Here is a 19,021-nt window from a genome sequence, read left to right on the forward strand (position 1 = left end):
GCCGGACAGCCTGCCACACAGGGTTGGGTTCTCAAACCCTTCCGCTCAGGAAGGCCAGCCCGGCCAGGGCTTTGAGCTGCCCGGGAGCCACCCGCACGGCGACGGTCGAGTCGTCCGCGAACCGCAGCTCGACCCGGCGGGCGCGCGAACCGGCGCGGACGTCCGGGGGCCTGCGCAGCCGGAACGGCCCGAGATCGGTCAGGTGCTCGGCCGCGAACGCGCCGCGCCGTTTCAGCAGCAGGACGCGGCGGTCGGTGACGGCCAGCAGCACGAAGCCGAAGGTGTCCGACGAGCGCGACGGCTCGGCCTCCCGGGCGGCGGCGGCGAACCGGCCCGCGGTGCTCTCCCAGCCGCCCCGCACCGGCGGCGTGACCAGTCGCCCGCCGACCACCAGCACGGTCAGCCCGGCGAGGGCCACCAGCACCTCGGGTTCCAGGAGGTCGGGACCGTGGTCGATCGCGTTCTCCACGCCGGCCTCCACGTCCCGCCCGGATCGCCGGTAGCGCTTCGGCGGCCGGAGGACCAGCGTGCTCAGCCGGACCTCGACCAGCCCGAGAAGTTCCTCGTCCGCCCGCAGCCACCGCCGCGCCAGGGCATGATCCGGCGCCATTCCCCCGCCCCCTCCGTCGGCGTCCCCTCCGCGACACGCCACGGCCCCCGCCGGTCACCCGACGGGGGCCGTGGGCCGATCATCGCATCGGCCGGAGGCTCAGGACAGAGCGCGCGACGGCGTCAGAACCCGCCTCCGAAGTCGCCGCCACCCCCGAAGTCCCCGCCACCCCCGAAGTCCCCGCCGCCGCCGAAGTCCCCGCCGTCGAAACCGCCGCCGAAGTCGGAGGCGTTGAAGTCCGCGCCGGAGAAGTCGCCGCCGTCGAAGCCGGCGCCCGCGTCGACGGGGCCGGCCGCGTACGCCGGGGTGGCCATCATCGAGCCGAGCATGGTGCCGACCAGCAGCCCTGGCAGCAGACCGCCGCCGCCGAAGCCGCCGAAGTAGCCACCCGCCCAGGGACCGTAGGCCGGGCCCGCGTTCCAGTACGGCTGCGGGCCGTGCTCGGTCGGGACGGTCCGGACCTCCGGGTCCAGGCCGGCCGCCAGCCGGTCCGCGTCGGCCCTGCAGACCGGGACGGAGCGGGCGGCGCCGCCCGCCGGGGACCACTCGGCGTCCAGCACGGACGGGCCGTGCCGCGGGTCGAAGAAGCACGGCGGCCGGCGCTCCGGCAGCGGGCGCTTGTCCCGCCGGGCCGCCAGGGTGGCCAGCGCGAACCGGCCGTCCTCCAGCGCCTCGGTCACCGGCTTCACGTCCTCCGGCCCCTTGGCCTCGTCCATCAGCCGCTTGGCCTTCTCGTACGAGTCCAGGGCGTGGGTGTAGTCGCCGCGCTGCACGTCGTCGGCGTCCGCGGCGGACGGCACGAAGTCGAGCCGGTCCAGCTCCTCGCCGTAGGCGGTGATGTCCTCGTCGACCACCTGGCGCAGCTGCGCCAGCTCGGCCCGGCGCTGCTCCTCCTTCTTCCGCTTGGCCCGGCGGAACAGCAGGAAGACGCCGGTGCCGGCGAGCGCCAGCAGGGCCAGCGGGACGACCACCGCGGCGGCGGAGACGCCACCGCTGTCGCTGTTCACGCCGTGCCCCTTGATCTGCGGGGCGGCGGTGTCGACGAAGTCGTTCAGCGTGGCGTCGATGTTGCCGGGGTGGGAGCGGAAGGAGGCTCCGGCGATCCGCTCGGCACTCGCGCTGGGCAGCGCGCCCTTGTCGGAGCGGGCCTGGAACTGGTCCCCGCGCCAGATCGCGTAGGTGCCGGTGATGCCGACCTTGGTGCGCAGGTCGTCGAAGACGGTCCTCGCGCCGTACGGGTCGGCGGCCGGGACGACCGCCACGAAGATCGGCTTGTCCGCCTTACGGATCTTCGCGGTCAGCGCGTCGGCCTGGCTCTGGCCGAACCGGTCCGCCATCGCCGGGTCGACGTAGACTCGGCCCTGCTTGAGCGTGGCGGCCGCGTCGTCGAGACCGCCGGCCGCCGAGGCCGCCGGCGCCAGCAGGAGCAGCAGCCCGAGCAGCGCCGACACCAGCGCCACCGGCCCGACGCCCCGGGAACGTCGTCGTGCAAGGGTTCTCATGCCTCGACGCTACCCCGAACGGCCCCGGTGCAAGGCATACCGGCCGGGTACCACCCGGCCGGGCACCCCCACCGTCCGCCGGGGTGCGCCCCCTTCTCCGGGATGATCTTTCGCCCCACCGCCCCTGAAGCGGCCCCGGGACGGGAACCCGGCCGACGGCCCGCACGTACCTCCCGGCGGACACCGGACCGGACCGGACGCCGGGCCGGGCGTGCCGACCGTACCCCGCGACCGGGCACACTGGTGGCCGTACCGCCACCTCATGACCATCTTTTGACCATCCCGCACCACCCCTCCTGATCGGAGCTCCGCGTGTTGATCGGCCTCGTCACCGCCGTGGCGGCCTCCGCCTGCTACGGCACCGGTTCGGTCCTGCAGGCCGTCGGCTCCCGGCGCTCCGCACGCGAGGAGGCCGCCCGGGGCGGAGCCTCGGCCGGCACCACCGCGCACGGCGGGCCCAGCCTCGCCTCCACCGCCAAGGCCGCCGTGACCTGGGAGTTCATCCTCGGCACGGTGCTGGACTTCATCGGCTTCGGGCTCGGCGCGCTGGCCGCCCGGATGCTGCCGCTGTTCCTCTCCCAGACGATCATCAGCGCCAACCTGGTGATCACCGCGGTGCTCTCGATCAAGCTGCTCGGCATCCGGCTCAAGCAACTGGAGTGGGCCTCGATCGGCGTGCTCTGCTCGGCGCTGGTGCTGCTCGCGGTCTCCGCCGGGCCGGAGGGCGGCCACCACGCCGCGATGGCCTTCCACTGGTGGCTGCTGGCGATCACCACCGTGCTGCTGGCCGGCGGCGGCCTGCTGGTGCGCCGGATGGGCGCCAACGGCGCGATCGTCGCCGGTCTGCTCTCCGGCCTCGGGTTCGGCGCGCTCGGCGTCGGCGTGCGCATCCTCAACGGCGTGGAGCCGTTCGACCTCGGCCTGCTGCTCTCCGACCCGGCGCTGTACGCGATCCTGGTCGGCGGCATCGGCGGCATGTACGTGCACACCGTGGCGCTGCAGATCGGCTCGGTGAACGGCGCCACCGCCGCCCTGGTGGTCGGCGAGACGGTGCTGCCCGGCGCGGTCGGCGTGATCTGGCTCGGCGACTCCTCCAAGGCCGGCCTCGGCTGGCTCGGCGTGCTCGGCTTCCTGATCGCGGTGGTCGCGGCGGTCGGCGTCGCCTACTTCGGCCAGGACACCCACGGTGGACAGCCCGAACCGGCACCGGCCGAACCGGAGCTCGCCGAGCGCTGAGACCGGCGGGTCACCGCACCCGCGGTGCGCGCTGGCAGCGCGGGCAGAAGTAGCTCGACCGGTTCATCCAGGCGGCCCGCCGCATGGCGGTGCCGCAGCGCCGGCAGGGCTCGTGCTCCCGCCCGTAGGCGTCCAGGTCGCGGGAGAAGTAGCCGCTCTCGCCGTTCACGTTGACGTACAGGCTGTCGAAGCTGGTACCGCCGACGGCCAGCGCCGCCGCCATCACGTCCCGGGCGTTGGCCAGCAGCAGCAGCGCCTGCGGCCGGGTCAGCGTCGCGGTCGGCCGATCGTAGTGCAGCCGGGAGCGCCACAGCGCCTCGTCGGCGTAGATGTTGCCGACCCCGCTGATCAGCGTCTGGTCCAGCAGCGCCCGCTTCACGGTGGTGCGCCGGGCGCGCAGCGACGCCGCGAAGGCGGCGTCGTCGAAGCGGGGGTCGAGCGGGTCGCGGGCGATGTGCGCGATGGAGAGCGGGGTGCCCTCCGGATCGCCGTCCTCGGCCTCCTCGACCGCGAGACCGCCGAAGGTCCGCTGGTCGACGAAGCGCAGCTCGCGCCCGCCGTCGGTGAACCGCAGCCGCACCCGCAGATGCGTCTCGTCCGGCACCGTCGGGTCCTGGACGAGCAGCTGGCCGCTCATCCCGAGGTGGCCGATCAGCGAGAAGCCTTCGCCGGCCCCCGACAGCGGCACCCAGAGGTACTTGCCGCGGCGCTGTGCCGCACCGAGGGTGGTGCCGGTGAGCCGGGCCGTGAAGTCGGCCGCACCGGCCGGCTGACGGCGCACCGCACGCGGGTGCAGCACCTCGACGCCGGCGACGGTCCGCCCGGCGACCCAGTTCGCCAGACCGCGGCGGACGACCTCGACCTCGGGAAGTTCGGGCACGGGAACACGCCTCCAGCGGAACGGACTCGGCTCTGCAGGAGGAAGGCTACTGCGTGGTCAGGCGCTGTTCGGCAGGCGGTCGGCGTACTTCTCCTTGATCGCCCGCCAGGCGCTCTCCGCGGCCTTCTGCTCGGCTTCCTTCTTCGAGCGGCCGACGCCGCTGCCGAAGTCCTCGCCGGCCACCCGGGCCGCTGCGGTGAAGGTCTTCTCGTGGTCCGGACCGGACTCCTCGACCACGTACTCCGGCACTCCGATGCCCACCGAGGCGGTGAGCTCCTGGAGGCTGGTCTTCCAGTCCAGGCCGGCGCCCAGCTGAGAGGATTCCTCGATCAGCGGGTCGAACAGCCGGTGGACGAACTCGGTGGCGGCGTCCAGGCCCCGGTCCAGGTAGACGGCCCCGATGACCGCCTCGACCGTGTCGGCGAGGATCGACGACTTGTCGCGGCCGCCGGTGCCCTCCTCGCCCTTGCCGAGCCGGATGAACGCGCCCAGTTCCAGGCCGCGGCCGACGTCGGCGAGCGCGCGCGAGTTGACCACCGCGGCGCGCAGCTTGGCGAGCGTGCCCTCCGGGACGTCCGGGTGGACGCGGTAGAGGGTGTCGGTCACCACCAGGCCCAGCACCGAGTCGCCGAGGAACTCCAGGCGCTCGTTGGTGGGCAGACCACCGTTCTCGTACGCGTACGAGCGGTGGGTCAGGGCACGTACCAGAAGGGCGCGCTCGAGCGTGTACCCGAGGCGCCCTTCCAGGACGTCGTATTCGGTCGAAGCCGGCCCGCCGGCCCTGCCACCGCCCGAAGGAGTCTTCGGAGCCGTGGTCGCCTTGCGGGAAGAGTTACCGTCCGACATCGATCCGTGCACCCCGCCGATCAGACCGAGAGGACCTGGCGGCGGTTGTACGTGCCGCAGCTCGGGCACGCGATGTGCGAGAGCTTCGGCTCGTGGCAGCGGTCGCACGCCACGAGGGCCGGGGCAACGGCCTTCCAGTTGGACCGGCGGTGGCGCGTGTTGCTGCGCGACATCTTCCGCTTCGGAACAGCCACGGCTACTTCTCCTGGTTCTCGGCGAGACCCTCACGGGTGTCGCTGTTCTTGATTCCGTCACCCTCGTCGCCGTGGGCGGCGGAGAGTCCCTGCAGAGCCGCCCACCGGGGGTCGGCGGCGTCGTGGTGGTGCGCCGGGTCGTCGCTCAGGCGCGCTCCGCATTCGGAGCACAGACCCAGGCAGTCTTCCTGGCACACCGGCTGCAGCGGCAGTGCGAGCACCACCGCGTCACGCAGCACCGGCTGGAGGTCGAAGTAATCGCCCTCCAGACGGTAAGTCTCTTCCTCCGAGTCCTCTTCGAGGTCCTCGGCCCCGGCGGTCCGGGCGCGGTGGCGCTCGTCGGACTCCGGGTAGTAGTACAGCTCCTGGAAGTCGACGTCGAGGTCGGACTCGACCGGCTCCAGGCACCGGACGCACTCGCCCTCGACCCGGGTCTCGGCGGTGCCGGTGACCAGCACGCCCTCGACCACGGACTCCAGGCGGAGCTCCAGGGTGATCTCGCTCTTCTCCGGGACACCGATCACATCGATGATCCCCAGGCCCTCGGGGGCCTCCAGGGTCCGGGTCACCCTGCGCAGCGCACCCGGACGACGGCCCAGCTCGTGCGTGTCGAACACGAGGGGGTCGCGGTGGTCGAGGCGGTTCAAGGTGTCCTGACTTCCTGAGGGGTTCCGGTGCGCGGCGCTGCTCGTCGGGGGATGCGCGGGCAGACCGACGGCCCGACACGGAGAGGCCGGAGTGGTCAGACTACCCGAGTCTCCCGCCAGGCCCAACTTCGTGCCCGCGCCCTACCGGCCGCCGAGCTCCCGCAGCCGGGTCATGTCGATCATGCTGGTGTCGAAGAAGCTGGTCTCGTCCAGCCCGGCCTGGGTCTGCTGCGGCACGGGCGCGGGCGGGTTGGCGGGCTGCTGCGGGTAGCCGTAGCCGGCGTTGTACTGCTGCTGGTCCTGGTAGCCCTGCTGCTGGGGCGGGTAGCCGTAGCCTCCGCCCTGCCGGCCGTCGTCGTACCTGGGCTGCTGCCCGTGCTGCTGGCCGTGCTGCTGACCCTGCTGCTGCTGGTAGGCGTACTGGGCGCCGTACGGGTCCGCGGCCTGGCCGCCGGCCGGGTCGTAGCCGCCGCCGTACACCTCGGCGTACTGGGCGCCGCCCTGCTGCGCGGCCGCGTACTGGTCCGCGCCGGGCGCCTGCCAGCCGGCCGCGGCCGGGTTCTGCTCCGGCCAGGTCTGCTGCTGCGGCACCTCCTCGCGGTACCAGGCCAGCTCGGTGCCGTCCGCGTCCCCCGCGAAGCCCGCCGCGACCGCCTCGGCCCGCTCCTTGGCCTGCTGCGCCTCGTCGGCGGCGGCCAGGTAGGCGCCGAGCTCGTCGATCGGCCGCTTGCCGGTCAGCTTGTCGCGGCCCTTGCCGACCGCCTCCAGGGTCGCGCTGAGCACGTTCTCCAGGGTGGCGAGCTTCACATCGACGTACTCGTCGACCTCGGGGCTGGGGCTGATCCGCTGCGGCTGGAACTCCTCGCCGTCGGTCTCGCCCTCGTACTCGGTCTCGAAGACGCTCGCGTCGCCGCGCAGCTTGGTGCGGCCGCGGCCGACGGCGCCGAGCGTCTTGGTCAGCACGACCTCGAAGTTGGCGAGCTTGCTGTCCACGTAGTCGTCGGCCTCGGCGCGCTTGGTCTCGATCTCGGCGCGGGCCTCGGCGAGGATCCGGTCGGCCTCGGCCTGGGCGCGGCGGACCACCTCGGTGTCGGAGATCAGCGAGCCGCGCTCGGAGTGCGCGCCCTGGATGATCCGGTCGGCCTCGGCCTGGGCGTCCGCGACCACCGACTCGTGGTCGGCCATCACCGACTGGGCCTGGGCCAGCTCGGCGGGCAGGGCCGCGCGGAGGTCCTGGAGCAGGGTGATCAGCTCGGCACGGTTCACCACGCAGGAGGCCGACATGGGCATCGAGCGGGCGTTCTCGACGGCCGCCACGATCTCGTCGACCTTGTTCTGCACGTCCACGGGCTTCGTCTTTCCGTGTGCCGCCGAGGTCCGGCGGAGGCAGCGCCCGGCGCGGTGGACGTCACCGCAGGGCAGGAATACAGACTGTACGGCCACTGCCGGGCGAGGTCACAACGCCTGCGCGCGGCCGTCTTCCCACCCCTCGGACAAACCATGACGAACCAGCAGAAACGGACGTCCGGTCATCCCGGGTTCACTGCTGGGCGCTCCGCTCGGCGATCCGCTCGACCAGCCGGCGGTGCACCGTCTCCGGCAGCAGATGCGAGACGTCGCCGCCGTACGAGGCGACCTCCTTGACCAGCGTCGAGGAGAGGAAGCTGTACGTCGGCGAGGTCGGTACGAAGAGGGTGTCGACGCCGCTCAGGCCGTGGTTCATCTGGGCCATCTGCAGCTCGTAGTCGAAGTCGCTCACCGCGCGCAGGCCCTTGATGATCGCCGGGATGCCCCGCTCGCGGCAGAAGTCCACCAGCAGGCCGAGGTGCGACTCGACCACCACGTTGCCGTACTGGGCGGTGGTCTCCTCGATCAGCTCGATCCGCTCCTCGACCGTGAACATGCCCTGCTTGTTGCGGTTGATCAGCACCGCGACGTGCAGCACGTCGTACAGCTTCGAGGCCCGCTCGATGATGTCGAGGTGACCGTTGGTGATCGGGTCGAAGGACCCGGGGCAGACGGCGCGGCGCATGGCGTGTGTGCTCCCTCGTGGGGTGACGGGAATCCTGCGGGCCCGGGCCCGCTAGGGGTGGTGGCGGGTCTCGGCGGCGGCGCGACCGTACCAGAGCGTGCCCTCGCCGTAACGGCGGGAGCGCAGCGTCTCGAAGCCCTCCGGCCAGTCGAACGCGCCGCCGCGGGTGCTGCGCTCCACGGTGACGAGTGCGTCCTCCGCGAGCCAGCCCCCAGCCGACAGTGTGATCAGCATCTCGCGCACCTCGTCGTCGGTGACGACGTACGGCGGGTCAAGGAAGACCAGGTCGTACGGGGCCTCCGGGGCGGGGCCGGCGATCACCTTCTCGGCCCTGGCGGCCTTCACCAGCGCGCCCGGCAGGCCGATCGTCCGGACGTTCTCCCGGATCACCCGGGCCGCCTGGGCGTCCGCCTCGACCAGCAGCACGTGCTCGGCGCCGCGCGAGAGCGCCTCCAGGCCGACCGCGCCCGATCCGCCGAACAGGTCCAGCATCCGGGCGCCGTGCAGGGTCGTTCCGCGCAGCGCCTCCAGGGTGGAGAACATCGCCTCGCGGGCCTTGTCGGAGGTCGGGCGGGTGCCCCGGCCGGGCGGTACGGCCAGCCGACGGCCGCCGGCCGCCCCGGCGATCACGCGGGTCATGGTGGTGGGAGGTCCTTTCGTCGCTGCCCGACCACGCTATACGGCCGTGGCCCCCGCCGGTCCGCCCGGCGGGGGCCACGCTCACGCACTCAGGTGATCAGCTCGCCTCGGAACCGGCCGCCTGGGCCGGCACGGCCGCGCCGAGCAGCGACGGCGAGGCGTAGCGGGACCAGGACAGGCATCCGTCGGGCGGGCAGTACTCGGGGCGGCGCGGGTCGTGGCCGAGCTCGCGCAGCTTGGTGCGGACGGAGTCGGGCGTGCGGCCGAAGCGGGCGGCGATCCGGGCGACGGTCTCGCCCTCGTGGAAGCGCCGGACCAGCTCCTCCTCGTGCTGCGGCACCCAGGGGGCGCCGTGGCCGGGGTAGAGCTCGCGCAGCACGTCGCGGTCGGGGATGGGCTCGGAGACGTCGGCGACGATCGCCAGCGCCCGGAGCGCGCGGTTGAGCGCGATCCGCAGCGAGGCGACGTCCTCCACCGGCAGCCGCAGCTTGCCGGAGGCGAGCGGGGCGGCGGCGGCCCCCTCGCGCCAGCCGGTGAGGGTGAGGGTGACCTCGCGGTCGTCGTCGCTGGCGAGTTCGATCCGGAAGACCTTGTCGCCCAGCGGGAGCTCGTTGAGATGACGGAATGCCATGGCTAAACCCCCAAGTGTCGTGCCAGGAACGCACCTTGGGGGTGCGCCCTGAACACCTTCATTCTCTCCCGGGGGTCTGACAATCGGGCCCGGCCGAAGGGCTCCTCAGCCCTTCTCCATGTAGGCCGCGCGGTCCTCGTCGAGCAGGCTCTCCAGGACGGTGCGCAGGTCCGGGTGGGCGGCGAGGTCCGGGTCCTCGGCGACCAGCCGGGTGGCCTCGGCGCGGGCGGTGACGATGACCTCCTCGTCCTCCAGCACCGAGAGCACCTTGAGCGAGGACTTCACGCCGGACTGCGCCTGGCCCAGCACATCGCCCTCGCGGCGCTGTTCGAGGTCGATCCGGGACAGCTGGAAGCCGTCCAGGGTGCCCGCCACCGCGTCCAGCCGGGCGCGGGCGGCGCTGGCCGCCGGCATGTCGGTGACCAGCAGGCAGAGCCCGGGGGCGGAGCCGCGGCCGACCCGGCCGCGCAGCTGGTGCAGCTGGGAGACGCCGAACCGGTCCGCGTCCATGATCACCATCGCGGTGGAGTTGGGGACGTTGACCCCGACCTCGATCACCGTGGTGGCGACCAGCACGTCCACCTCGCCGGCCGCGAACCGGCGCATCACCTCGTCCTTGGCCTCCGGGGCGAGCCGCCCGTGCAGGATCTCCACCCGCAGCCCGGCCAGCGGGCCGCCGGTCAGCCGGGCGGCGGTCTCCACGACCGACAGCGGGGGCCGCCGGTCGCCCTCGGCCGCGGCGCCCTCGTCGGGCGCGTCGTCCAGCAGCTCCTCCAGGTCCTCGGCGCGGCGCCCGCGCTTCGCGCCCTTGCCGCCCTTGCCGCCCTTCGGCTCGTCGGGCTCCTCGTCGCCGATCCGCGGGCAGACCACGTACGCCTGGTGGCCTTTGGACACCTCCTCGCGGACCCGCTCCCAGGCGCGGGTCAGGAAGTTGGGCTTCTCGACGGCCGGCACCACATGGGTGGAGATCGGCGAGCGGCCGGCCGGCAGCTGGTCCAGGACGGAGGTCTCCAGGTCCCCGAAGACGGTCATCGCGACCGTGCGCGGGATCGGGGTGGCCGTCATCACCAGCAGGTGCGGCGGCTGCTCGCCCTTGGCCCGCAGCGCGTCCCGCTGCTCGACGCCGAAGCGGTGCTGCTCGTCGACCACCACCAGGCCGAGGTCCTGGAACTGCACCTTGTCCTCGATCAGCGCGTGGGTGCCGATCGCGATGCCGGCGTCCCCGCAGGCCATGTCGAGCAGCGCCTGGCGCCGGGCCGGGACGCCCATCGACCCGGTGAGCAGCACCACCCGGGTGCCCAGGTCGGACCCGCCGAGCAGGCCGCCCTCGGCGAGGTCGCCCATCATCTCGACGATGGAGCGGTGGTGCTGCTGGGCGAGCACCTCGGTGGGCGCCAGCAGCACCGCCTGCCCGCCGGCGTCGACCACGGCGAGCATGGCGCGCAGCGCCACCATGGTCTTGCCGGAGCCGACCTCGCCCTGCAGCAGGCGGTGCATCGGGTGGTCGCTCGCGAGGTCGGCGGCGATCTCGGCGGCGACCTTCCGCTGGCCCTCGGTCAGGGTGAACGGCAGCCGGGCGTCGAAGGCGTCCAGCAGGCCGTCCGGACGGGCCTCGCGCGGCTTGGCGGGCAGCGCGGAGTCGGCGGCCCGGCGCTGGGCGAGGGCGACCTGCAGGACGAACGCCTCGTCCCAGCGCAGCCGTTCCTGGGCGCGTTCGCGGTCGGCCTGGTGGCGCGGCCGGTGGATCAGTTCGAGCGCCTCGGGCAGCGCGATCAGCCCGTGCCGCTCGCGCAGTTCGGCGGGCAGCGGCTCGCCGACGTCGGACAGGTGCTTGGTGAGCGCCGTCTCCACGCAGAGCGAGAGTTTCCAGCTGGGCATCTGGGCGCTGGCCGGGTAGACCGGGATCAGCCGTCCGGCGAACTGCGCGGCGGCGTTGTCGCCGTCCGCGTCGTCGAGCAGCTGGTAGTCGGGCGAGGCCAGTTGGCGGGCCCGGTTGAACACCCCGACCTTGCCCGCGAACAGGCCCTGCGTCCCGGGGCGCAGCTCCTTCTGCCGCCAGCCCTGGTTGAAGAAGACCAGCGAGAGCCGGCTGCGGCCGTCGGTGACCACCACCTCCAGGCGGTCGCCCTTGCGGCCCCGGAAGGGGATCAGGGTGACCTTCTCGATCCGGGCCAGCACGGTGACGTGCTCGTCGATCTCCAGCTCGTCCAGACTGGTGAGCTGGCCGCGTTCGACGTAGCGGCGCGGATAGTGGTGCAGCAGGTCCCCGACCGTGCGCAGCTTGAGGCTGTCGGCGAGCACCTTGGCGGTCCGGTCGCCGACGAGCTTGGTCAGTGGTTCATCGAGAGCGCCCATCAAGGCCCCTGTTTACACCACCGGACCGACAATCCGGGCGCTCACTCCACGCCGATCAGCAGTGGCGCCGACTCCTGGCCGCCGTGGAAGACCACCGCGTCCACCTCGGGCCGGCTGTGCCGGGCGTGGGCGACGAGGCCCTCGGCGAGGCCTTCGGGGGCGCCCTCGCCGAGGACCAGGGTGACCAGTTCGCCGCCCCCGCCGAGCATCCGGTCCAGCACGCTCGCGCCGACCTCGGCGAGGCCCGCGCCGATCACCGCGACGTCCCCGTCGATCAGGCCGAGCACGTCGCCGGCCTGGCAGACCCCGGCCATGGTCCAGGACTCGCCCTCGGCGACGGCCAGTTCGGCGTACCGGGTGGCGCCGGCCGCGGAGGTCATGGCGACCACGTCCTCGTCGAAGCGCCGCCCGGCCTCGTGCACGGCGAGCGCGGCCAGGCCCTGGACCGGCGAGCGGGTGGGCAGCACGGCGATCCGCACGCCCTCCTCGCGCAGCTGGTCGGCGGCGGCCCCGGCGGCGGCCCGCAGTTCGGGGTCGTTGAGCAGCAGCACCACCTCGCGGGCGGCGGCCCGGCGCACCGCGGCGGCGAGTTCGGCGCTGGCCGGCGGACGGCCGGGCTCGGCGTGCAGGACGACCCCGCCGGCCTGTTCGCAGAGTTCGGCGAGGCCCGCGCCGGAGACCACCGAGAGCACCGCCCGGGCCGGCCGCTCGGGCTCGCCGCGGTCGGCGGCGGCGCCGGAGCGGGCGGCGGCCTCGGCGAAGTGGGTGATCCGGATCTGGTGCGGGCGCCCGGCCTCGACCCCGGCCTCCACGGCGGCGCCCGCGTCGTCGACGTGGACGTGCACGTTCCACAGGCCGTCGCCGCCGCCGACCACCAGCGAGTCGCCGAGTTCGCCGAGCCGCGTCCGCAGCGCGGGCAGCGCCTCGTCGGGTGCGTCCAGCAGGTAGATCACCTCGAACGCGGGGTACCCGGGGCCGGGCGGGCGCACGTGCGCCTCGCAGCTCTCCACGGACCGGACGTCGCCCCGCAGCGCGACCGGCCCCATCGGCTGGTGGCCGGCCACCGCGTCGGCGAGCGCCCCGAGGACGGCGACCAGACCGCGGCCGCCGGCGTCCACCACCCCGTTCTCGGCGAGCACGGCGAGCTGCCGGGGGGTCTGCCGCAGTGCGTCGCGGGCGGCCCGGTGGGCGGCCTCGGCGACCTGCCCGAGCCCGTCGCCGGCCCGGCCGGCCTCCCGGGCGGCGATCCTGGCGACGGTCAGCAGGGTGCCCTCGACCGGCTCGGCGACGGCCTGGTAGGCGGCGTCGGCGGCCCGCTGGAGGGCGGCCCGCAGCTGGTCGGCGCCGCCGCCGTCGGCGAGCCTCTCGGCCGCGCCGCGCAGCCACTGGGCGAGGATCACCCCGGAGTTGCCGCGCGCGCCGACCAGGGCGCCGCGGGCCATCGCCCGGGCGGTCTCGGCCAGGCCGGGCGCCGGACCGGGGCCCGGGTCGGCGAAGCGGCTCTCCACCTCGGCGGCCGCCGACTCCACGGTCAGGTACAGGTTGGTGCCGGTGTCGCCGTCCGGGACGGGGTAGACGTTGAGTGCGTCGATCTCCTCGCGGGCCTGGCCCAGCGCGCGCAGCGCCAGTTGGCACCAGCTGCGCACGGCCGGGGCGTCGAGCGTGTGCAGCACCAGGTCTCCTCCGGAGATGGGACGCCGTGATGGCCTGAGAGTGAACGGCGAGGGGTCGTACCGGCAGGTTATCGGGGGCCGGGAGGCGGCGGCGGACACGACGGCCGGAGCGATCACCTGGCCGGTCATGGTAGTTTCGTTGAACGGAAGCAAGCGTTGTATGCTCTTCCGGTTGCCTGGAACAGGTTCAGGCTCACCCCTTGGTCCGGTTCGGTTCACGCGAGTGCTCCGCTGGTCTGGCGGGGTTGTCTCATGTAAATGATCTGAAGTCTTGGAGTGACTCCTGTGGCTGCCAACTGCGACGTCTGCGGCAAGGGGCCGGGCTTCGGCAACAGCATCTCCCACTCGCACCGCCGTACCCCCCGTCGCTGGAACCCCAACATCCAGACGGTGCGCGCTGTGGTTGGGCGGACGCCGAAGCGGCTCAACGTCTGCACCTCGTGCATCAAGGCCGGTAAGGTCTCGCGCTGACGCGCAGACCGGTATGCCGGTCCTCCAGTGAGTCGGTTCATCCTCGGGTGAACCGGCTTTCTGTTGTTCCGGCATCGACCGACCCGATGTGGGCGGGCCCTCGGGCCCGCCCACAGGCGTTTGCGCGGTGCCTCAGCGCCAGCGCCAGGCGTGGTCGACCGGTCCGATGCCGGCGCCGAGCGCGAAGCCGCCGGCGATCGCCCCGGTGATGTACTCCTTCGCCGAGGCCACCGCCTCGGGCAGCGCCTCGCCCTTGGCCAGGCCGGCGGCGATCGCGCTGGCCAGGGTGCAGCCGGTGCCGTGGGTGTGCCGGTTGTCGTAGCGCGGCGCCCGGTACCAGTGCTCCTCGCCGGCCCCGCCGTACAGCAGGTCGGCCGCCTCGCCGGGCAGGTGCCCGCCCTTGACCAGCACCCAGCGCGGCCCGAGGTCGAGCAGCGCCTTCGCGGCGTCCAGCATCTGCGCCTCGTCCTCGACCGCCCGGCCGGTGAGCTGCGTCACCTCGTGCAGGTTGGGCGTGGCGAGGGTGGCGACCGGGAGCAGCTTCTCCCGGACGGTGGCGACGGCCTCGGCGGCGAGCAGCGCGTCGCCGTGCTTGGAGACGCCGACCGGGTCGACCACGACCGGGGCGCCGACCCCGGCCAGCAGCTCGGAGACGGTCTCGACCAGCTCGATCGAGGCGAGCATGCCGGTCTTCACGGCCTGGACGCCGATGTCGTCGACCACGCTGCGGAACTGGGCGCGGACGGCCTCGGCGGGCAGCTCCCAGTAGCCCTGGACGCCGAGCGAGTTCTGCGCGGTCACGGCGGTGATCACGCTCATGCCGTGCACGCCGAGGGCGAGCATCGCCTTGAGGTCGGCCTGGATGCCGGCGCCGCCGCCGGAGTCCGAGCCGGCGACCGTGAGAACGCGGGGAGGTGCGGTGGAAGACATGCGCCCAACCTACGCGGTCACAGCACCGCCTCGGACTCCACCCAGTGCTCCTCGGGGACGGTCTTGAGCGTGGTCACCGCGTCGGCGATGGGCACCATCCGAATGTCGTTGCGGCGCAGCGCGGTGAAGTGGCCGAACTCGCCCCGGTGCACGGCCTCCACGGCGTGCCAGCCGAACCGGGTGGCGAGCACCCGGTCCCGGGCGGTGGGGGTGCCGCCGCGCTGGACGTGGCCGAGGATGACCGGGCGGGCCTCCTTGCCGAGCAGGTTCTCCAGCTCGTGGGCGAGGCGGTTGCCGATCCCGCCGAAGGTCCGGTGCCCGAACCGGTCCACCTCGCCGTGGTCGAAGCGCATGGTGCCGGGCATCGGGGAGGCCCCCTCGGCGACGGCGATGATGGCGAACTTCTTGCCGCGGGCGAACCGGTCCTCGACCATCCGGGCCACCGCCTCGATGTCGAACGGCTTCTCCGGGATCAGGATGCCGTGCGCGCCGCCCGCCATGCCGGCGGTGAGGGTGATCCAGCCGGTGTGACGGCCCATCAACTCCACGACCATGACGCGCTGGTGGGACTCGGCGGTGGTCTTGAGCCGGTCGATCGCCTCGGTCGCGACGTGCACCGCGGTGTCGAAGCCGAAGGTGACGTCGGTGGCGTCGATGTCGTTGTCGATGGTCTTGGGGACGCCGACCACCGGCAGTCCGGCCTCGCTGAACATCCGGGCGGCGGTGAGGGTGCCCTCGCCGCCGATGGCGATCAGCGCGTCGATGCCGATGTCCCGGGCGAGGGTCTTGGCGTTCTCCACCGCCCACTGGATCCGCTCGCGCTGCACCCGGGCCGAGCCGAGGATGGTGCCGCCGAGGGTGAGCAGGCCGGTGACGTCGTCGTGCGAAACGGGGCGGGTGCGGCCCTCGATGAGGCCGAGGAAGCCGTCCTCGATGCCGACGATCTCGTCGCCGTGCACATCGGTGCCCCGGTGCACCACGGAACGGATCACCGCGTTCAGGCCGGGGCAGTCGCCGCCGCTGGTCAGGACTCCGATTCGCATGGTGGTGGACTCTCCCGCTCGAAGTGGTTCAGACCATAATGGTCCAGACCACCCGCGTGCAGAAAGGGCGGCCGGGCCGTGGGCCAAGCCTACGCACTCCCCGGCCGGACGGCCGCCAGCCACCGCCCGGCGCGGGCCGGTCGTCACTCCGCGAAGTGGTCCCAGCCGCCGACCCGGTCCCAGGCCTCGCCGTCCACCGTCACCCGGCCGCCGCGGGCCACCCGCGCCCGGCCGACGACCTCGCCCACCACCCGCCAGCGGGCGGGCAGTTGGACCCCGCGCGGGAAGGTCGCGACGATCGCGTGGTCCTCGCCGCCGGACAGCACCCAGACCAGCGGGTCGACCCCGACCGCCTGGCCGATGTCCGCCATCTGCGCCGGCACGTCGAAGTCGGCCGCCCGCAGGTCGATGTCCACCCCGCTCGCCCCGGCCACGTGCCCGAGGTCGGCGACCAGTCCGTCGCTCACGTCGATCATCGAGGTGGCGCCCAGCCCCGCCCCGGCCGGGCCCGCGTGGTACGGCGGCTCCGGGCGGCGGTGCGCCTCGACGAAGGCCCGCGGCGAGCGGAAGCCGCGCTGCAGCACCGTCAGGCCGGCCGCCGACCAGCCGAGCCAGCCGGTGACCGCGACCACATCGCCCACCTGGGCACCGGCGCGCGTCACCGGCGCGCGCCCCTGAAGGTCCCCGAGCGCCGTGATGGCCAGCGTGATGGTGTCCCCGCGCACCACGTCCCCGCCGACCACCGTCGCTCCGGCCACCTGGCACTCGTCCCGCAGCCCGTCCATCAGCTCGGTGGCCCAGGTGGTCGGCAGGTCCGCCGGCGCGACCAGGCCCAGCAGCAGCGCGGTCGGCACCGCGCCCATCGCGGCCACGTCGGCGAGGTTCTGCGCGGCCGCCTTGCGGCCCACGTCGTAGGCGGTGGACCAGTCCCGGCGGAAGTGCCGGTTCTCGATCAGCACGTCCGTGGTGGCCACCACCCGGCCGTCCGGGGCCTTCACCACGGCGGCGTCGTCACCCGGGCCGAGGTCGACCGCGTCGGTGAGCGGTACCCGGGCGGTCAGCTCCCTGATGAGTCCGAACTCGCCGAGCTCGCCCACGGTCCCCTGCATCTGCCGTCCTCTCGGTTGCGCCCGGCCGGGCGCGTACGTCCTGCGGTCACGCCGCCTCCGCGCGCAGCGTACGCCCTTCGAGGGCGCACGGGTCTCCCCTCCCCGGCCCGCCGAGAGGTAGCGTGGTGATCAGTCTGCCGTGACCCCGTTCCCCCACCCCGCGCCCCACCGGGCGATCACGGCGGTGATCCCCGAACCCAGCCGCCGGGAGGTCCCCGTGGTACAGGCCTACATCCTGATTCAGACCGAGGTCGGCAAGGCCAGCGCCGTTGCCGAGTCCATCTCCAAGATCCCCGGAGTCATCCAGGCCGAGGACGTCACCGGCCCGTACGACGTGATCGTCCGGGCCGAGGCGGACACGGTGGACGACCTCGGTCGTCTGGTGGTCGCGAAGGTCCAGCAGGTCGAGGGCATCACCCGAACCCTCACCTGTCCCGTCGTCCATCTGTAAGACACGCTTACCATCGGCGGGTGACCCGACAACTCCGAGCCCCCCGCTTCCTCGCGGCACTGCCGGCCCCCGTCCGGTGGCTGGCGGTGCCGACCGCGCTCGCCTGCACCGTCGTGGTGCTGATCGGCAGCTGGAGCGCGCCCCTCGACCCCAAGGTCGAGACGCCCGAGCCCCGGGGCAAGGCCGCCGAGTACTGCCGGGCGCTCGCCGCCGCCCTGCCGCAGGAACTCCTCGGCCACGCCCGCAAGGACCCCTCCCCGGCCTCCCCGTACGTCGCCGCCTGGGCCGCCTCGCCGCGGATCGTGCTGCGCTGCGGCGTGCCGCACCCCGAGGGACTGGTCGACGAGAAGCAGGCGGAGATCTCGCCGACGGTCAACGACGTCACCTGGTGGCCGGAGCAGCTCTCCGACGGCGGCTACCGGTTCACCGCCACCCAGCGCGCCGCCTTCGTCGAGGTGACCGTCCCCGGCGGGGCCGCCGCCAACCCGCTGGACGCCGCCGCCGCGCTCTCCGACGTGGTCAAGGCCAACATCCCCTGACCGCGCCCCGACGCACGCGCAGGGCGGTCCCGGGGCTCCGGGGCCGCCCTGCGTCCGTCCGTGCGCGGTTACCGCAGGCCGGTCGAGCGGCGCAGCGCCGCCCGCAGCAGCCGGTCGATCAGCTCCGGGTACGACAGCCCGCTGGCCTCCCACATCTTCGGGTAGGCCGAGATCGGGGTGAAGCCGGGCATGGTGTTGACCTCGTTGACCATCCAGCCGCCATCGTCCAGCAGGAAGAAGTCGACCCGGGCCAGGCCCTCGCAGCCGAGCGCCTCGAAGGCGGCGATCGCCTGCCGGCGGATCTCGGCGGTCTCCTCGGCGGAGAGCTCGGCCGGGATGCGGACCTCGGAGGAGTCGATGTACTTGGCCTCGAAGTCGTAGAACTCGTAGTCGCCGCCGACCAGGATCTCGGCCGGGACGCTGGCCCGCGGACCGTCCTCGAACTCCAGCACCGCGCACTCGATCTCGCGGCCGGACACACCGGCCTCGATGATCAGCTTGGGGTCGTGCCGGCGGGCCTCCTCGATCGCGGCATCGAGGTCGGAGAGGTCCTTGACCTTGGTGATGCCCATGCTGGAGCCGGCCCGGCAGGGCTTCACGAACAGCGGCAGGCCCAGCACCGAGGCGCGCTCGCGGACGGCGGCACGGCCCTCCTCGCTCTCCCACTCGCGCGGCCGGACCACCGTGTACCGCCCGACGCCCAGGCCGTGCGAGGCCAGCAGGCGCTTGGTGAACTCCTTGTCCATGCCCGCGGCGCTGGCGAGCACGCCGTTGCCGACGTAGGGCACCCCGGAGAGCTCCAACAGGCCCTGCAGGGTCCCGTCCTCGCCCCACGGCCCGTGCAGCAGCGGGAAGACCACGTCCACCTCGCCGAGCACCTTGGGCGCGGCGCCGGGCTCGCTCCAGACCACCTCGCGGCTGCCGGGGCCGACCGGCAGCGCGACCTGGCCCTCGGTGGACTCGGCGACGTGGTCGACGTCCGGCAGCCGGCCGTCGGTGATGGCCATCCGGGCCGGCTCGTCGCTGACCAGCGCCCAGCGGCCCTCGTGGGTGATGCCGATCGGCAGCACCTCGTACGTGTCGCGGTCGATCGCCTTCAGCACGCTGCCCGCGGTCGAGACCGAGATGGCGTGCTCGGAGCTGCGGCCGCCGAACACGACGGCGACCCGCGGCTTCGCGGACGGGTTCTGGGAGGTCTGTTCGATGCTCATATCGCGACCGAGAGTACCCCGA

The 19,021-nt window shown here is 73.5% G+C and carries 20 protein-coding genes; 4 read left to right on the forward strand and 16 right to left on the reverse strand.

Annotation, left to right across the window (positions count from 1 at the left end; all coding sequences use genetic code 11):
• Positions 1-31: 31 nt before the first annotated feature.
• A complete protein-coding gene (locus ABZW10_RS25055) occupies positions 32-610 on the reverse strand; it encodes a hypothetical protein (protein ID WP_355369655.1) in 579 nt (192 codons plus the stop codon).
• 122 nt (positions 611-732) lie between these two features.
• Positions 733-2,112, reverse strand: coding sequence for a hypothetical protein (locus ABZW10_RS25060; RefSeq protein ID WP_355369657.1), 1,380 nt, complete (start codon positions 2,110-2,112; stop codon positions 733-735).
• 312 nt (positions 2,113-2,424) lie between these two features.
• Here ABZW10_RS25060 and ABZW10_RS25065 point away from each other — a divergent pair, with 312 nt between their 5' ends.
• A complete protein-coding gene (locus tag ABZW10_RS25065; RefSeq protein ID WP_355369659.1) occupies positions 2,425-3,348 on the forward strand; it encodes a hypothetical protein in 924 nt (307 codons plus the stop codon).
• Between the two features lie 10 nt (positions 3,349-3,358).
• Here ABZW10_RS25065 and mutM read toward each other — a convergent pair whose 3' ends face one another.
• From mutM to ABZW10_RS25115, 10 genes are all read right to left on the reverse strand, one after another.
• Positions 3,359-4,228: a bifunctional DNA-formamidopyrimidine glycosylase/DNA-(apurinic or apyrimidinic site) lyase gene (gene mutM / locus ABZW10_RS25070; RefSeq protein ID WP_355369661.1), complete on the reverse strand. Its 870-nt coding sequence runs from the start codon at positions 4,226-4,228 to the stop codon at positions 3,359-3,361.
• A 57-nt stretch (positions 4,229-4,285) separates the two neighbouring features.
• The gene (rnc, locus tag ABZW10_RS25075; RefSeq protein ID WP_355369663.1) at positions 4,286-5,074 is read right to left on the reverse strand and encodes a ribonuclease III; all 789 of its coding nucleotides are present in this window, start codon (positions 5,072-5,074) and stop codon (positions 4,286-4,288) included.
• 20 nt (positions 5,075-5,094) lie between these two features.
• A complete protein-coding gene (gene rpmF, locus ABZW10_RS25080; protein ID WP_097236113.1) occupies positions 5,095-5,268 on the reverse strand; it encodes a 50S ribosomal protein L32 in 174 nt (57 codons plus the stop codon).
• A 2-nt stretch (positions 5,269-5,270) separates the two neighbouring features.
• Positions 5,271-5,915: a DUF177 domain-containing protein gene (locus tag ABZW10_RS25085; RefSeq protein WP_355369665.1), complete on the reverse strand. Its 645-nt coding sequence runs from the start codon at positions 5,913-5,915 to the stop codon at positions 5,271-5,273.
• Between the two features lie 141 nt (positions 5,916-6,056).
• Complete coding sequence (locus ABZW10_RS25090; RefSeq protein ID WP_355369667.1) at positions 6,057-7,262, reverse strand: ATP synthase F0 subunit B; 1,206 nt, start codon at positions 7,260-7,262, stop codon at positions 6,057-6,059.
• 193 nt (positions 7,263-7,455) lie between these two features.
• On the reverse strand, positions 7,456-7,947 hold the full coding sequence (coaD, locus tag ABZW10_RS25095; protein ID WP_355369669.1) for a pantetheine-phosphate adenylyltransferase: 492 nt from the start codon (positions 7,945-7,947) through the stop codon (positions 7,456-7,458).
• A 51-nt stretch (positions 7,948-7,998) separates the two neighbouring features.
• Positions 7,999-8,586 carry a 16S rRNA (guanine(966)-N(2))-methyltransferase RsmD gene (gene rsmD / locus ABZW10_RS25100; RefSeq protein ID WP_355369671.1) on the reverse strand — a complete coding sequence of 196 codons (588 nt, stop codon included), beginning with the start codon at positions 8,584-8,586 and terminating at the stop codon, positions 7,999-8,001.
• Between the two features lie 97 nt (positions 8,587-8,683).
• On the reverse strand, positions 8,684-9,217 hold the full coding sequence (locus tag ABZW10_RS25105) for a hypothetical protein (RefSeq protein ID WP_355369673.1): 534 nt from the start codon (positions 9,215-9,217) through the stop codon (positions 8,684-8,686).
• Positions 9,218-9,322: 105 nt separating this feature from the next.
• Positions 9,323-11,572 (reverse strand): ATP-dependent DNA helicase RecG, encoded by a 2,250-nt coding sequence (gene recG / locus ABZW10_RS25110; protein ID WP_355369675.1) that lies wholly within the window; start codon positions 11,570-11,572, stop codon positions 9,323-9,325.
• A 41-nt stretch (positions 11,573-11,613) separates the two neighbouring features.
• Positions 11,614-13,245, reverse strand: coding sequence for a DAK2 domain-containing protein (locus ABZW10_RS25115; RefSeq protein WP_355369677.1), 1,632 nt, complete (start codon positions 13,243-13,245; stop codon positions 11,614-11,616).
• Between the two features lie 285 nt (positions 13,246-13,530).
• Here ABZW10_RS25115 and rpmB point away from each other — a divergent pair, with 285 nt between their 5' ends.
• Complete coding sequence (gene rpmB, locus ABZW10_RS25120) at positions 13,531-13,716, forward strand: 50S ribosomal protein L28 (RefSeq protein WP_073813963.1); 186 nt, start codon at positions 13,531-13,533, stop codon at positions 13,714-13,716.
• A 132-nt stretch (positions 13,717-13,848) separates the two neighbouring features.
• Here the strand turns inward: rpmB and thiD are convergent, their stop codons facing one another.
• The 3 genes from thiD to ABZW10_RS25135 form a co-directional block, all read right to left on the reverse strand.
• Positions 13,849-14,646 carry a bifunctional hydroxymethylpyrimidine kinase/phosphomethylpyrimidine kinase gene (gene thiD / locus ABZW10_RS25125; protein WP_355369679.1) on the reverse strand — a complete coding sequence of 266 codons (798 nt, stop codon included), beginning with the start codon at positions 14,644-14,646 and terminating at the stop codon, positions 13,849-13,851.
• 17 nt (positions 14,647-14,663) lie between these two features.
• Positions 14,664-15,689 (reverse strand): 6-phosphofructokinase, encoded by a 1,026-nt coding sequence (locus tag ABZW10_RS25130; RefSeq protein ID WP_355369681.1) that lies wholly within the window; start codon positions 15,687-15,689, stop codon positions 14,664-14,666.
• A gap of 143 nt (positions 15,690-15,832) precedes the next feature.
• Complete coding sequence (locus ABZW10_RS25135; RefSeq protein WP_355369683.1) at positions 15,833-16,798, reverse strand: thiamine-phosphate kinase; 966 nt, start codon at positions 16,796-16,798, stop codon at positions 15,833-15,835.
• Between the two features lie 217 nt (positions 16,799-17,015).
• Here ABZW10_RS25135 and ABZW10_RS25140 point away from each other — a divergent pair, with 217 nt between their 5' ends.
• Positions 17,016-17,249, forward strand: coding sequence for an Lrp/AsnC ligand binding domain-containing protein (locus ABZW10_RS25140; protein WP_355369723.1), 234 nt, complete (start codon positions 17,016-17,018; stop codon positions 17,247-17,249).
• A gap of 20 nt (positions 17,250-17,269) precedes the next feature.
• Complete coding sequence (locus ABZW10_RS25145; protein WP_355369685.1) at positions 17,270-17,788, forward strand: DUF3515 family protein; 519 nt, start codon at positions 17,270-17,272, stop codon at positions 17,786-17,788.
• A gap of 68 nt (positions 17,789-17,856) precedes the next feature.
• Here the strand turns inward: ABZW10_RS25145 and ABZW10_RS25150 are convergent, their stop codons facing one another.
• Positions 17,857-18,999, reverse strand: a complete 1,143-nt coding sequence (locus tag ABZW10_RS25150; RefSeq protein ID WP_355369687.1) for a D-alanine--D-alanine ligase family protein — start codon at positions 18,997-18,999, stop codon at positions 17,857-17,859.
• Positions 19,000-19,021: the final 22 nt, after the last annotated feature.

The sequence above is a fragment of the Kitasatospora sp. NPDC004723 genome, from assembly GCF_040609255.1.
Lineage (GTDB): Bacteria > Actinomycetota > Actinomycetes > Streptomycetales > Streptomycetaceae > Kitasatospora.